Consider the following 13,851-nt stretch of genomic DNA (forward strand, 5'->3'; position numbering starts at 1 on the left):
CCTAGTTGGTGGTCAAAGGATTTTCGACGGCGGGACTCCCCGCCGTTCCGGACTTCTGTTCTATGTTACCGCGTTGCTAGCCGCGGATCTGGCCCTCACCCTGGACGATCCACTTGGTGGTGGTCAACTCCGTGAGGCCCATGGGACCCCGGGCGTGCAACTTCTGGGTGGAAATGCCCACTTCGGCTCCGAGGCCTAGCTCGCCTCCGTCAGTGAACCTGGTGGAGGCATTGACGATGACGGCAGCAGAATCGATGTCGGCGATGAACTTCTCGGCGTTGGCCAGGTTGTTGGTAAGGATCGCTTCCGTGTGGCCCGTGGTCCATGTACGGATGTGGTCCACTGCCTCATCCAGGCTGTCCACCATGGCGACGGCGAGATCGAGATCCATGTACTCGGTGGCCCAATCGTCATCGTCAGCGGGAACGGTTTCCACGTCCTTGCCCAAAGCAGCAGCGATCCGATCATCAACGTGGAGGGTGACTCCGGCCGAACGCAGTGCTTTGGCAACGGCAGGCAGCACCGTAGCACCGGAATGCACCAGCAGTGTCTCTACGGTGTTGCAGACACTGGGCCTCTGAGTTTTGGCGTTGAGAAGGATCTCCACGGCCATCTCTTCACCCGCGGACTCATCGATGAAGATATGGACATTTCCTTCGCCGGTTTCAATGACAGGCACGGAAGAGTTGGTCACAACTGTCTGGATGAGATCGCGTCCACCGCGGGGAATGAGGACATCCACACGGCCACGGGCGCGCATCAGGACGTTTGCTCCTTCGCGGCCGTACTGATCCACTGTCTGCACGGCGTCCGCAGGCAAACCAACGGAATCGAGCGCCTCGCGGAGAATCCGCACCAGTGCCTCATTGGTGTGGGCCGCAGCGGATCCGCCACGCAGGATCACAGCGTTGCCGCTCTTGAGCGCCAGGCCGGCGATGTCCACCGTGACGTTCGGGCGTGCCTCATAAATCGCGGCCACAACGCCCATGGGAACGTTCACCTGGCGCAAGCGGAGTCCATTGGGCAGCGTCTGTCCACGGACCACGTTGCCCACGGGATCGGGCAAGCCGGCCAGGTTCTCCAAAGCTGCAACCAAGCCGTCGATGCGGGCGGCAGTCAGCGTCAAACGGTCCAGGAGCGCCGCTGAGGTGCCGTTGGCCCGGCCCACCGCAACATCCTTGGCATTGGCTTCCAATACGTGTTTCCGGTTCTCCACCAAGGCAGCTCCGATGGCACGCAGCGCGCGGTCTTTCCATGCGCGGTTTGCCTGTCCCATGCGGCGGGCAGCCTTACGGGAGCGGTCCGCTATGGCGTGAACGGCAGCCTGGACATCTTCCGGTGACACCGGGGCGCCGCCTGCCGCAGGGTTCTCCGGCGTCTGGCCGGAGGTACCGGAAACGTCGGAGATCACAGGGGCGTCAGGGGTCAGCGCTTCAGTCATGCTCCAAGTTTAGATGAGCGCGACGCCCTCAGGAGCACCAGATCGTCAACATGAACAACTTCGCGGTCGTAACCGCGGCCCATGGCCTGGCCCAGCTCCTGGGTGGTGCGTCCCAGCATTCGCGGGAGTTCCTCGGAAGAGTAGTTCACCAAACCGCGCGCCACCACCGTTCCGTCGTGGGCAACCATCTCAATGGGGTCGCCGGCTTCGAAATCACCACTGATGTCCGAAATGCCCGCGGGAAGGAGTGACCTGTGCCGGTCGCGCACTGCTTTCACTGCGCCGTCGTCGAGCATTAAACGGCCATGGACGGTCGCCAGGTGCGCCAGCCAGAGGAGACGAACCGGCTTGCGATTGCCGTTCACGGCGAACCACGTTCCCACGTCCTGGCCCGCCAAGGCCGCGGCGGCATTGGCCGTTGACGTGACCAAAGCGTGGATACCCGAGCCGGCAGCAATGGACGCCGCTTCCACTTTGGTCATCATGCCGCCCGTTCCGACGCCGGCCTTGCCTGCCTTGCCAATGGTCACGTCTTCCAGGTCCTGCGGACCGCGGACCAAAGGAATTCGTTGGGCGCCTTGGGACGGCGGGCCGTCGTAGAGGGCATCGACGTCGGACAGCAGCACGAGCGCGTCGGCACGAACCAAGTGTGCCACCAAGGCAGCGAGGCGATCATTGTCGCCAAAGCGGATCTCGTGCGTGGCCACGGTGTCGTTCTCGTTGACTACGGGCACCACGCCGAGATTAAGCAGCCTGTCCAACGCCCGGAAGGCGTTGGTGTGTTGCGTCCGGCGCATGAGGTCATCGGCGGTCAGCAGCACTTGGCTGACTGTCACGCCGTGTGCATTGAAAGCCTGCGTGTAGCGGGCCATCAGCAATCCCTGCCCAACGCTCGCCGCTGCCTGCTGGGTGGCCAGGTCCTTGGGTCGCTTGGCGAGACCCAAGGGGGCAAGCCCGGCAGCGATGGCGCCCGAGGACACCAGGATGATCTCCGTACCAGCATTGCGCTTTTCAGCGAGGGCATTGACCAGCCCGGTGAGGGACTTCTCGGAGATGCCACCCTTGATGCTGGTCAGCGAGGATGACCCCACTTTGACCACAATCCGCTTGGCGGTGGCCAGAGCTTGACGCTCGAGTCCCTCAGCGGTGTCCAGGGCGTCGACGGTCTTAGTCGTCATCACCGGAATCCAGGTGGCTTTCCTTCACTGCCTGGGCTCGGCGACCACTGACAGACTCAGTCCAGATGCCTGCCTTGCGTTCAGCTTCAAGCTCGGCACGCGCGGCGGCCTTGGCTTCGCGTCGTTCGATCTGCTCGTCGCGCTTCTGTGAACGCGTGGGGCGGTCGCCAATGTCCGCAACGCGGATGTCGGTCCCGCGAGGCGTCGCGAGGAGTTCGGCGCCGGCCATCATGGTGGGCTCCCAGTCGAACACCACGCCATCGTCTTCACCGATGACCACGGTGTCGCCGGGCTTGGCGCCAACCTTGAACAGTTCAGTTTCCACACCAAGCTTGGCAAGGCGGTCGGCAAGGTAGCCGATGGCTTCCTCGTTGGTGAAGTCAGTCTGCTTGACCCAGCGCACGGGCTTTTCGCCCAAGACGCGGAACAGCGGCTCGAGGTTCTTCTCCTCGCGGCGGATCTTGAAGCCGGACTCGTTGACGGCGCGCGGACGCAGGACGGGAGGTGCCACCTTGGGAGGCGCGGCCTGAACGGCGTTACGTGCTGCCTGGACGATCTCAGCCATGGCAAAGCCGAGCTGACGCAAACCTTCGTGGCTTGTTGCCGATACTTCAAATACACGGTATCCGCGGGCTTCGAGGTCCGGACGGACGAACTCGGCCATATCCTTGCCGTCGGGAAGATCCACCTTGTTGAGGACTACCAACTTGGGGCGTTCATTCAACGGCACTACTTCACCGTCAACACCGGCGTAGCTCATGTCCACGGCGTACTTCTCCAGTTCCGCCTCAATGATGGCGAGGTCGGAGAGAGGATCGCGGTCTGATTCAAGGGTTCCGCAATCAAGGACGTGAACCAGCGCAGCGCAGCGCTCTACGTGCCGCAGGAAGTTGTGGCCCAGGCCCTTGCCTTCGCTGGCGCCTTCGATCAGGCCGGGGACATCGGCAATGGTGAAGCGGACGTCGCCGGCCTGCACCACGCCAAGGTTGGGAATGAGCGTGGTGAAGGGGTAGTCGGCAATCTTGGGCCGGGCAGCAGACATGGCTGCGATGAGGCTGGACTTACCGGCGGACGGGAAACCAACCAATGCGATGTCTGCGATGGACTTCAGTTCCAGGACGATGTCACTGGATTCACCTTCGATGCCCAGCAGGGCAAAGCCCGGAGCCCGACGCTTCTGCGATGAGAGGGATGCGTTGCCGAGGCCGCCCTGACCGCCTGCGGCTGCAATGTACTCAGTACCCTCGCCAACGAGGTCAGCCAGGACTTCGCCGTCCTTGGTCTTGACCACGGTGCCATCAGGCACGGGAAGAATCAGGGTCTCGCCGTTCTTGCCGCCGCGCCAGTCGCCCATGCCGGGGCCGCCGTTGGTGGCGTGGCGGTGGGGAGCGTGATGGTAATCAAGCAGCGTGGTGGTCTGGGCGGACACGCGAAGGATGACATCGCCGCCGTTGCCGCCGTTGCCGCCGTCGGGGCCGCCGAGCGGCTTGAACTTTTCCCGCTTTACGGAGACACAGCCGTGGCCGCCGGTTCCGCCGGATACGTGCAGGACTACCCGGTCTACAAAGCTCGCCACGTGGATCTCCTCAGTTGCTGTCTTACAGCGTTTGTTGCTGTTGCCAGCGCTGTTGCAAAAACCAGTGCGCCTGAGGCGCCCTAGTCGATTGTAATGCGGTTAAAAGAACGGTGGAGCGGGCCGTTTGGCCCGCTCCACCGGTTCAGAACTTGTTGTTACTCTGCAGCTGCAGCAGCAACGATGTTCACTACGCGACGGCCGCGGCGAGTACCAAACTCAACCGCACCGGCCTGAAGAGCGAACAGGGTGTCGTCGCCACCGCGACCTACGCCTGCACCGGGGTGGAAGTGGGTTCCACGCTGGCGAACGATGATTTCGCCGGCGGAAACTACCTGACCACCGAAGCGCTTGACGCCCAGGTACTGTGCGTTGGAGTCACGACCGTTGCGAGTGGAACTCGCGCCTTTTTTGTGTGCCATGTGAAATGCCTGCCTCTAAATTTCTGGGGAAACTGAAAAACCTGAACAGCGGGTAACGGAAGTTACGCGATGCTGGTGATCTTGATCTTGGTCAGTTCCTGACGGTGACCCTGACGCTTCCGGTAGCCGGTCTTGTTCTTGAACTTCTGGATGACGATCTTCGGACCACGGAGGTCCTCGAGGATCTCAGCCGTGACCTTGACGTTGGCCAGTTCCGCAGCTGCGGAGGTGACCTTCTCGCCGTCAACCAGGAGCAATGCGGGCAGCTCAAGCGTGCTACCGGCTCCACCGGGGACGCGGTTCAGCGTTACGTAGTCTCCAACGGAAACTTTTTCTTGGCGGCCGCCTGCGCGGACAATCGCGTACACCACTTGGGTACTCACTTCTCTCGACGTTTATTACAAAATTTGCGTGCGGAACCTTCAACCGGAATCAGGCCTGGTTCGCGCTGTGCCTCAACGCCGTGGACTTCTGATCGAAGTCCGCGAGTCATCCCATGAACAATTCCAAGGGGCATAACCCAAGTGTTGGCGTAAGCACCGAAGATCAAGATTACGCTAGTTTGACCTTCAGCTGCAAATGAGGCCGGGTCCGGAGGCTACCTCGTGACTTGCGTCACGAGTTGTAACGGACTCTCCCGGCACCGTGCCCATACAGCCTACAGGTTTTCGGCGAGATTAACCCGATTCAGGCAGCGACGCGCTGACGTGTCTCCGCAGTTGCCCGCAAATGCACCGTGGTAGCGGGCTAGCCGCGGCCGATGGAAGGCTGCGCAAACAACCGCGGAGCATCAAAAAACGCCGTCTCATAACGGCAGGACTGGATGAAAGCGTCCATCATGGCGGCCCGCTCCATCTCCGAACCCGCAATGGCCGCAGCATCCGTGAAATTGATCGCTTTCCGGGTTGCGGCAGCGAAGTCCTCGTCGGCGTAGGTCTTCAGCCACTCGGCATAGGCGTGATCTGCGGGGGCTCCGGCGTCTACATACGATGCATGAAGCTGCCGACCCACCTCCGCGTACAACCAGTAACAGGGCAGGATCGCCGCGAGCACCACCGCGTAGCTGCCGGAAGCCGACGTTGCCAGTAGATGATCCACATAGGACTTGGTGACCGGGCCGGTGGCCGTGGAGGCCTCCCTGGTGCTCAGCCAGTTCCTGTGCAGCTCCGATTCAACTTCCAGGCACTGCTGTGATGCCTTGGCCCAGAACAACTGCTCTTCCTCCGTGGGGGCCAGGGCCCCCGCACGCGCCAACACCCTGGAGTACCCATTGAGGTAGATCGCATCTTGGGCGAGGTAGTAGTTGAAGTCACGTTCCGGGAGTTCGCCCGATTGAAGTCCTTGAATGAACGGAAGCCCGTAAATGGATTCGAGCTCTGGACCGGCTTCCTTCCACAAGGTCGCAGCGAAGGCGCCCGGCTTGGATGCCTGCTGGAGGTGGTGGAAGTGATGCACGGGCCCGTTCCCCTGCCCCACCTCGAGGGCCTCAGAGGTTGTCAAAGCCCCCAGTAACCAAGACTTCGCTTCCTGCAGTGAAACTTCCCAGTCACCCGTGCGTGCCTGGACTGTAGCCAAGGCGGACGACAAGGAGCACCCGGTTCCGTGGCTGTTCCGCGTTTCGACCCGGGGACCTGTTATCTCGATCACGTCCCGTGACAGCATCCCACTGGTGTTCACCAGTGCATCAGGACATACCGGACCCGGCAGGTGGCCACCCTTGACCAGGACCGTGTTTCCGTACTCCGCTGCCAGCCGTTTGCCTTGGTCCAGCGCCGATTCCCATTCTGTTGCCTCCGGCTCCCCCAGCAACATGGCAAGTTCCGGAAGGTTCGGGGTGATCAGGTCGGCCAGAGGCAGCAGCGAACGCAAAGCCTTCTCCGCTGACTCGCGCAGGAGCCGGTCGCCACTGGTGGCCACCATCACCGGGTCCAGGACCACGACGGCGGGACGCACCTCTTCGATCCAGCCGCGGACCTCGTCTATGACGGTCGCATCGCCGAGCATTCCGATCTTGACGGCATCAATGGTGATGTCGCTGCTGATGGCGTCCAGTTGCTGTCGGAGGAACTGCGCGGGAGGAACATGGACGGCGATGACCCCCATGGTGTTTTGTGCGGTGAGAGCCGTGATGGCAGCCATTCCGTAACCGCCGAGTGCTGCGATGCTCTTCAGGTCCGCCTGAATTCCCGCGCCGCCGGAAGGGTCCGAGCCGGCAATACTCAGTACGCGTGGGGTTGCCCGGCCCGGGTTGGGAGCGTCGAGTGGGTACACAGCTGAATATGGTGATGCAGTCATGAGGACATCCCTTCGCCGGTGCTAACCGGACAGGTTCAACGGGTCTGGATCTCAGCCTGGCCCAACGCCCGGCACCCCGTGTCAGTCCCCAAGCCTAGCCGGGAAGCGACGTGGCGCGGGAACCGGACCACGTCGCGACCGGGATGTGACCACGGATGCATGGAATGCGTGGCCTGCGCGGACAAGAAAGGCCCTGCACAGCCCGCCGTTGGCAGATTGTGCAGGGCCCTCTCAGCTGGTGCTGTCCGGATTTAGAGCTCGGAGGCAGGAACTCCAACTCCGAGGATGATGGGCTCGTCGGTTGATGCCTTCTCGGCTTGTTCCGCGGGCACCTTGGCCTCATGGGCCGAGCCTCGGGGGGCCGAGGCCGTCACCTCATGGTGCTCGACGCTGGTTTCATTGGCCGCGCCTTGGGCCCGGCTGGCACTCCGGTTGCGGCGGCCACGACGACTACTCGAAGCCTGAACAGCCTCGGGAGCTTTTTCGGCACGGGCCGGCACATCAGCCTTCGGGGCATCAGCAGGCTCCGGCACGACCACCGGCGCGGCTTCTTCCGTAGGTGCCGGAGCAGCGCCGAGGTGCGAGAACGCCTCGGCCAGGAGGTCCAGGCTCATGGCAGGCTTGGCGGCCTGCGGTTCCTCGTGGTGCTCAACGAACGGCAGTGCTACTTCTTCGCCGCCGAAACGCAGGACCGGAGTAGACCTTGCTTCCTGGACTGCTGCTTCCCTTTTTTCTGCTTCGCGGGCAGTTGCTCCGGCCTCGCCGCTGGCGGCGGTACCGGATGCGGGGCTGGCGGCCGGCTCGTGGCCCGCCGCCCTTGCCTGCTCCTCTGCGCGGTGAACTTCGTCGTCGTGCAGGTGGGCGGCGTGCGCTGCAGCGGCAATCGTCGCCAGGGCAGCCCGGGTTGCCTCAGCCTTGGCTTGCCGGGCGGGATCCTGTGCTTCGACCGGAGCCGAAGGTGCGGCCGGGGCGGACGTCGTCGTATGGACCTGCGCGGGGGCTTCGGCGATGGCCTGTCCCCCACCCTTGCCGCGGCGGCGCTTGCGTTCCGTCCGCGCTGCAGGCTGCTGTGCCTCGGCGTGCGGGCGGTGGTGCTCGGCGGCAACCACGTTGGCGCGGCGGTGTTCAACGGGCTCGTCGTGGGTGACAACGCCCCTGCCGGCGCAATGCTCGCACTGCTCACCGAAGACCTCAAGGAGGCCGGTACCCATACGCTTGCGTGTCATCTGGACCAAGCCCAGCGACGTCACTTCGGCCACCTGGTGCTTGGTACGGTCGCGGCCAAGGCACTCGACCATGCGTCGCAGGACGAGATCGCGGTTGGATTCCAGGACCATGTCGATGAAGTCGATGACGATAATGCCGCCGATGTCGCGCAGACGGAGCTGGCGAACCACTTCCTCAGCCGCTTCAAGGTTGTTCTTGGTCACCGTTTCTTCGAGGTTTCCGCCGCTGCCGGTGAACTTACCGGTGTTGACGTCCACCACGGTCATGGCCTCGGTGCGGTCGATGACCAACGAACCACCGGACGGCAGGAAGACCTTACGCTCCAGCGCCTTGTGGATCTGCTCGTCGATGCGCCAGGCAGCGAAAATGTCCTGGTCCTTGGTCCACTTTTCAAGGCGGCCCACCAGATCAGGGGCAACGTACGTGACGTAGGCCTCGATGGTGTCCCAGGCGTCGTCACCGGAGACGATCAGCTTGGAGAAGTCCTCATTGAAGACGTCACGGACCACCTTGATGGTGAGGTCGGGTTCGCCGTAAAGCAGTTCAGGGGCCAGGACCTTGGTGGACGAGGCCTGTCCTTCGATGCCTTCCCACTGGGCGCGCAGACGGTTGATGTCGTGCGTCAGCTCTTCCTCCGACGCCCCCTCAGCGGCTGTGCGGACAATGACACCGGCGTTTTCCGGCAAGCGGTCCTTCAGGATGCGCTTGAGGCGGTTGCGTTCGACGTCGGGAAGCTTGCGGGAGATGCCGGTCATGGAACCACCGGGTACGTAGACCAAGTAGCGGCCCGGCAAGGAGATCTGGCTGGTGAGCCGGGCCCCCTTGTGCCCCACGGGGTCTTTGGTCACCTGGACCAGGACGGAGTCGCCGGACTTCAGGGCGTTCTCGATCCGGCGTGGCTGGCCTTCAAGATTGACTGCGTCCCAGTTGACTTCACCGGCGTACAGGACCGCGTTGCGGCCACGTCCGATGTCCACGAAGGCAGCTTCCATGGAAGGCAGAACATTCTGGACCTTGCCCAGGTAAACGTTGCCGATCAGGGAATCCTGCTGGGTCTTGGAGACGAAGTGCTCAGCCAGAACACCGTCTTCCAGGACGCCGATCTGAATTCTGTCGTCGCGCTGGCGGACGATCATCTGGCGGTCCACCGACTCGCGGCGGGCAAGGAACTCGGCCTCGGTGATGACCTGGCGGCGGCGTCCGGTTTCGCGGGATTCGCGGCGACGCTGCTTTTTGGCCTCAAGCCTGGTGGAACCTTTGACGCCGGTAACGCGGTTGGACGGGGCTGTTTCCGTGATGGGGCGCGGTGCGCGGACACGGGTGACGGTGTTGGGCGGATCATCGTCCGAGCCGCCGGTCAGTTCAAGATCCTGGTCTCCGCGGCGGCGGCGACGCCGGCGACGCGACGTGACGCCTTCTTCAAGGGCTTCGGCTGCCGGAGCTTCTTCGTCTTCGGACTCGGTGCCGTCCTCGGCCTCGTTCTCATCGCGTTCTGTTCCGCGGCGTCCACGACGGCCACGGCTCCTGCGACGACGACGGCTACCGGCGTCCTCCAGCTCGCCCTCAGCGGCGGCTTCGCTTTCTTCTTCTTCGGGCTCCTCGGCCTTCTCCTCCACCGGTGCAACGCGGGGAACAGTGGTGAGGTCCGGGGCCTGGAAGATCATGGAAGTGATGGAAACCGGCTCCATGAACAGCGAGGTGGACGCAGCAGGAGCGGCGTCTTGGGCAGCTGCCTCTTCGGACGCTGCCTCTTCGGATGCGGACTCCTCGGATGCTACATCGGCGGCAGGTGCCTCCGGCTGGGAGCCCTTTTCCGGCGTCGTGCTTTCCTCTACGGCTTCCGCAGCTGCGGGCGCCTCGACTGCCTCAGCCTTGGGCTTGGTAGTACGACGACGGCGGACCGGCTTTTCGGGGGCAGGCTCAGCAATCGCTTCGGGCGCGGCTTCCGCGGCGGCTTCGGGCGCGGCAGTGGTGTCGTCCCCCAAACCGGGCAAAGGCTCTGCAGGCTCTGCCTTCTTGCGGGAACGGGTGCGGCGCACCGGCGCCTTGGTGGCCTCAGGGGCCGCTTCCGGCGCGGGCGTGTCAGCCGCAGGCGCCTCTACGTCAGCAGCAACCTTCGGCGCTGCCTTGCGCCGGGTCCTAGTGGCTTTCTTGGGCGCTTCCGCAGTTTCCGCGGGAGCTGCCTCGTCATTAACGGCTACAACCTGGTCATTATCCATATGTGGCAACACTCCTGCCCCAGCGACGCCGCCACATCCGGCGCCCAGTGGAGCAAATATTGTCAAAACCCGCAGGCGTTGACAGAAGTCGGCAGTATGCCTTCCGGTTCGCACCATCATTGGGGTGCGGCAGCCCTGGAAGGCCGGCGGCTCTATTCTGAAACCCGTTGTTCTGCTGCCACAACCAGGTGCCGTCCATTGTCATGGCGGGCCTACCGAGGATCACGTGATCCGGGCATGCCCAGCTCATACTGGCGGTCTTGGGAACAAAGTCACCGGACCGAAATTCGAATGTGGATCGACTTCCGGCCATGTTCATTCTCTCACACCCCCGCACATTCGCAGGGAAGGCCGCTGTGTCGTGGAGCTCGCGCGCAAGCTGGGGCCGGCGCCCAGCCTTCGGAGTTACAATCCTCCCAAGAGCCCTTCCCGGCTTGCCGGGCCGATCGTTGAAAAGGACCACATCCGCGATGCCAAGCACCGCCAGGGAAAACCTGGCCAAACAAGCCGCAAGCCCTATGGAGGACGTGTCCACGCAGCCGGACTCCCTCCCCAGTACGGTGCGTGACAAGCCTTTCGCGTGGTTGCTGCTGATCACTGGAGTGGTTGGCTGGTTGGCGTCCGGCGCCCTCGTTCTGGAGAAACTTGAGGTGCTCAAGGACCCCAATCATGTGACAGTGTGCGATGTAAATCCGTTTATCTCGTGCGGCGAAGTGATGCAGACACCGCAAAGTTCCGTGTTCGGGTTCCCCAACATGTTCATCGGCATCGTTGCCTTCGCGGTCATCATCACTACAGCCATGGGTATCCTCGCGGGAGCCAAGTATTCACGGGGTTACTGGCTGGGCCTCCAAACCGGTGTGACCCTCGGCTTTGCCTTCGTTGTATGGCTGTGGTCGCAGGCCCTCTACGTCATCCACGTGCTGTGCCCGTTCTGCATGGTGGTGTGGGCGGCCATGATCCCGTTGTTTGTCTGGGTGACCATCCGCAACATCACCAGCGGGGTCATCAAATCGCCACCCGCACTGGTCAAGCTTCTGTCCGGGTCGGGCTGGATCATCGTGGCGCTGCTGTACGTGGCCGTGATCACCACGATCTTCTTCTCCTTCATGCACCTCTTCGTGCCGTCGACAGCGTAGAACCACCACTCGCGAGATAACAGTTAAGGCCAATGTTCACGAAGAACATTGGCCTTAATTGTTATCTCGGTGGGGTTTGCTTAGCCCTCGAACCAGATCTTGATTTCACGTTCGGCAGAGTCGACGGAATCCGAGCCGTGCACGAGGTTCTGCTGCACTGCCAAGCCCCAGTCGCGGCCGAAGTCGCCGCGGATGGTGCCCGGTGCCGCCGTCGTCGGATCCGTGGTTCCGGCCAGCGAGCGGAAGCCTTCGATCACGCGGTGGCCTTCGAAGACGGCCGCAATGACCGGCCCGCTGAGCATGAACTCAACCAGAGGCTCGTAGAACGGCTTGCCCACGTGTTCCTCGTAGTGCTGCTCCAGCAGCTCGCGGGTGGCGTTGACCTTCTTCAGCTCAGCCAGGGTGTAGCCCTTGGCTTCGATCCGGGCGAGGATGCTCCCACCCAGGTTGCGGGCTACGCCGTCGGGCTTGACCAGGACAAGGGTCCGTTCAATGCTCACAGATGCTCCAATGCGGTTGTTCGGTGGTTTTCCCAGCCAGTTTACGGGGTTTGCGGGCCGGCTTGGTCCCCGTGAGCCGCGTTCCATTCCGCCTGCTCGCGGTCGCGTTGGGCTACCTCGCGGTCAATCCGTATTCCTGCCCTGATCCCGTACCACCAGCAGATGGCAAACAGAATGCCCACAATGAACATGGTGGGCTCGGCGAAGCCCGTCAGGATCAGAACCAGCTGCAGCCCCCAGCCAACTGCGATGCCCCACGGCTTGGAAAGTACGGCGCACGCCAGAACAAGCACAACGCTCAGGGCAATGCCCACTCCCAGGATGATGCCGGGGTCAACTTCCCCGCGCCTCAGGCCGAAGACTGCCAGCGTGCCGAAAAACGCGACGAACGCTTCCAGCAGGAGCACGGTGGAAGCGAACATCACTTTGGTGGACCGGCGCTTTTTAGGCATGCCCGGGCGCCATTCGCGCTGCGCTTTAGTCATTTTCGCCATGCTAGGCACTTGCCTTTCCGAGCAGGATCCGGGCCTCGGCCACCACCGTGATGGAACCCGTCACCAGGACACCGCCAGCGAGGTCGTCGTTGGATTCGGCACGTTCGATAGCCCATTCCAGGGCATCGTCCAGCTTCTCGGCGATGTGAACATTGTCCTCGCCGAAACCGAGGTCGACAGCGAGCTCGGCCAATTCCGCTGCAGGAACGGCGCGGGCGGAGTTGGATTGCGTAAAGCAAAATTCCTCGGCGAGGCCCCCCAGTGATTCCTTGAGCGTCTTCAGGATTTCCTCGGCATCCTTTTCCCGCAGAACGCCAACCACAACCACCAGCTTGCTGAAACTGAAGGCCTCCTGGATCGCTTCTGACGAGACGCGAATGCCGTCGGGGTTATGCGCAGCGTCCACCACGACGGTGGGGGCAGTCCGCACAACTTCGAGTCGGCCAGGTGACGTCACGGTGCCAAAGGCTTCCTTGAGTACCTCGGCGTCGAGTTCTTTCTCTCCTCCGCCGAAGAATGCTTCCAAGGCCGCAACGGCTACAGCCGCGTTTTCAGCCTGATGGGCGCCATGCAGCGGCAGCAGGAGGTCTTCGTAGCGGCCAGCGAGTCCCTGAATGGTCAGGACCTGACCACCCACAGCAACGCTGCGGGACTCGACACCAAATTCAACGCCCTCGAAGCGGAACGGCACGTCCACTTCGCGGGCTTTCTCCAACAGGACCTGCGCAGCGTCCACTGGCTGAGCGGCACTCACCAGGAAGCCACCTGGCTTGATGATGCCGGACTTCTCGTAAGCGATGTCCTCGGTGGTGTCGCCCAGAAGATCCGTGTGATCCAAGGAAATCGGAGTGATGACTGAGACTTGGCCGTCGCCGACGTTCGTGGCATCGGTGATGCCCCCAAGGCCAACTTCCATGACGGCGACATCAACAGGCTGATCGGCGAACACCGCGAAGCCCAGGATGGTCAGGCATTCGAAGTAGGTCAGCCGCGGCTGGTTATCGGCAACAAGCTCGCTGTCCACGATTTCCAGGTAAGGGCGGATCTCGTCCCAGATGCGCACGAACGTAGCGTCCGGCACCGGCTCGCCGTCAATGCTGATGCGCTCAGTTACCTTGGACAGGTGCGGGCTGGTGTAGCGGCCTGTACTCAGCCCGTGGGCACGAAGTCCGGCTTCGATCATGCGGGCCGTGGACGTTTTGCCGTTGGTGCCGGTGATGTGGATGATCGGATAAGCCTTGTTCGGCTCCCCCAGCACGTCCATGGCGCGGAACAACGGAGCAAGACGCGGTTCCATCTTGTTCTCCGGAGCGCGGCCCAAAAGTTCGGCGTAGACGCTTTCAACTGAGAATTCGTCAGTCAT

The 13,851-nt window shown here is 62.7% G+C and carries 11 protein-coding genes and 1 riboswitch; of the genes, 1 reads left to right on the plus strand and 10 read right to left on the minus strand.

Features of this window, described 5'->3' with window-relative positions; translation table 11 throughout:
• Positions 1-76 precede the first annotated feature (76 nt).
• The 7 genes from ARUE_RS12605 to ARUE_RS12635 all read right to left on the minus strand — a co-directional run bounded on the left by ARUE_RS12605 (position 77) and on the right by ARUE_RS12635 (position 10,355).
• Positions 77-1,441, minus strand: a complete 1,365-nt coding sequence (locus ARUE_RS12605) for a glutamate-5-semialdehyde dehydrogenase (RefSeq protein ID WP_011775041.1) — start codon at positions 1,439-1,441, stop codon at positions 77-79.
• Positions 1,438-2,619 carry a glutamate 5-kinase gene (proB, locus tag ARUE_RS12610; protein WP_014922030.1) on the minus strand — a complete coding sequence of 394 codons (1,182 nt, stop codon included), beginning with the start codon at positions 2,617-2,619 and terminating at the stop codon, positions 1,438-1,440. Before proB ends, ARUE_RS12605 begins: the two co-directional genes overlap by 4 nt.
• Complete coding sequence (obgE, locus tag ARUE_RS12615; RefSeq protein ID WP_011775043.1) at positions 2,609-4,195, minus strand: GTPase ObgE; 1,587 nt, start codon at positions 4,193-4,195, stop codon at positions 2,609-2,611. The genes proB and obgE overlap by 11 nt, the downstream gene beginning before the upstream one ends.
• 155 nt (positions 4,196-4,350) lie before the next feature.
• Complete coding sequence (gene rpmA, locus ARUE_RS12620) at positions 4,351-4,614, minus strand: 50S ribosomal protein L27 (protein ID WP_003803426.1); 264 nt, start codon at positions 4,612-4,614, stop codon at positions 4,351-4,353.
• A gap of 62 nt (positions 4,615-4,676) precedes the next feature.
• The gene (rplU, locus tag ARUE_RS12625; RefSeq protein ID WP_024816904.1) at positions 4,677-4,985 is read right to left on the minus strand and encodes a 50S ribosomal protein L21; all 309 of its coding nucleotides are present in this window, start codon (positions 4,983-4,985) and stop codon (positions 4,677-4,679) included.
• Positions 4,986-5,361: 376 nt separating this feature from the next.
• The gene (gene thiD / locus ARUE_RS12630) at positions 5,362-6,909 is read right to left on the minus strand and encodes a bifunctional hydroxymethylpyrimidine kinase/phosphomethylpyrimidine kinase (protein WP_014922031.1); all 1,548 of its coding nucleotides are present in this window, start codon (positions 6,907-6,909) and stop codon (positions 5,362-5,364) included.
• A riboswitch (TPP riboswitch) is annotated at positions 6,900-6,998 on the minus strand. It overlaps the preceding gene by 10 nt.
• Positions 6,999-7,160: 162 nt before the next feature.
• A complete protein-coding gene (locus tag ARUE_RS12635) occupies positions 7,161-10,355 on the minus strand; it encodes an Rne/Rng family ribonuclease (RefSeq protein ID WP_043470358.1) in 3,195 nt (1,064 codons plus the stop codon).
• 470 nt (positions 10,356-10,825) lie between these two features.
• On the opposite strand from ARUE_RS12635, the gene ARUE_RS12640 reads away from it, so the two are divergent.
• Complete coding sequence (locus ARUE_RS12640) at positions 10,826-11,494, plus strand: vitamin K epoxide reductase family protein (RefSeq protein ID WP_043470361.1); 669 nt, start codon at positions 10,826-10,828, stop codon at positions 11,492-11,494.
• Positions 11,495-11,574: 80 nt separating this feature from the next.
• Here the strand turns inward: ARUE_RS12640 and ndk are convergent, their stop codons facing one another.
• From ndk to ARUE_RS12655, 3 genes are read right to left on the minus strand one after another with little or no spacing between them, the layout of a single operon-like run.
• Complete coding sequence (gene ndk / locus ARUE_RS12645; RefSeq protein WP_014922034.1) at positions 11,575-11,994, minus strand: nucleoside-diphosphate kinase; 420 nt, start codon at positions 11,992-11,994, stop codon at positions 11,575-11,577.
• Positions 11,995-12,035: 41 nt separating this feature from the next.
• Positions 12,036-12,488, minus strand: a complete 453-nt coding sequence (locus ARUE_RS12650; protein ID WP_014922035.1) for a DUF4233 domain-containing protein — start codon at positions 12,486-12,488, stop codon at positions 12,036-12,038.
• Between the two features lies 1 nt (position 12,489).
• Complete coding sequence (locus ARUE_RS12655; RefSeq protein ID WP_043471329.1) at positions 12,490-13,851, minus strand: bifunctional folylpolyglutamate synthase/dihydrofolate synthase; 1,362 nt, start codon at positions 13,849-13,851, stop codon at positions 12,490-12,492.

The sequence above is a fragment of the Arthrobacter sp. Rue61a genome (assembly GCF_000294695.2).
GTDB lineage: Bacteria > Actinomycetota > Actinomycetes > Actinomycetales > Micrococcaceae > Arthrobacter > Arthrobacter aurescens_A.

What these genes read in the sequence shown, in the direction of transcription:
- thiD (WP_014922031.1), bottom strand. Translation starts at nt 6,909, where the DNA reads ATGACTGCATCACCATATTCAGCTGTGTACCCACTCGACGCTCCCAAC.
- ARUE_RS12655 (WP_043471329.1), bottom strand. Translation starts at nt 13,851, where the DNA reads ATGACTGACGAATTCTCAGTTGAAAGCGTCTACGCCGAACTTTTGGGC.
- ARUE_RS12635 (WP_043470358.1), bottom strand. Translation starts at nt 10,355, where the DNA reads ATGGATAATGACCAGGTTGTAGCCGTTAATGACGAGGCAGCTCCCGCG.
- rpmA (WP_003803426.1), bottom strand. Translation starts at nt 4,614, where the DNA reads ATGGCACACAAAAAAGGCGCGAGTTCCACTCGCAACGGTCGTGACTCC.
- ARUE_RS12650 (WP_014922035.1), bottom strand. Translation starts at nt 12,488, where the DNA reads ATGGCGAAAATGACTAAAGCGCAGCGCGAATGGCGCCCGGGCATGCCT.
- ARUE_RS12640 (WP_043470361.1), top strand. Translation starts at nt 10,826, where the DNA reads ATGCCAAGCACCGCCAGGGAAAACCTGGCCAAACAAGCCGCAAGCCCT.
- proB (WP_014922030.1), bottom strand. Translation starts at nt 2,619, where the DNA reads ATGACGACTAAGACCGTCGACGCCCTGGACACCGCTGAGGGACTCGAG.
- ARUE_RS12605 (WP_011775041.1), bottom strand. Translation starts at nt 1,441, where the DNA reads ATGACTGAAGCGCTGACCCCTGACGCCCCTGTGATCTCCGACGTTTCC.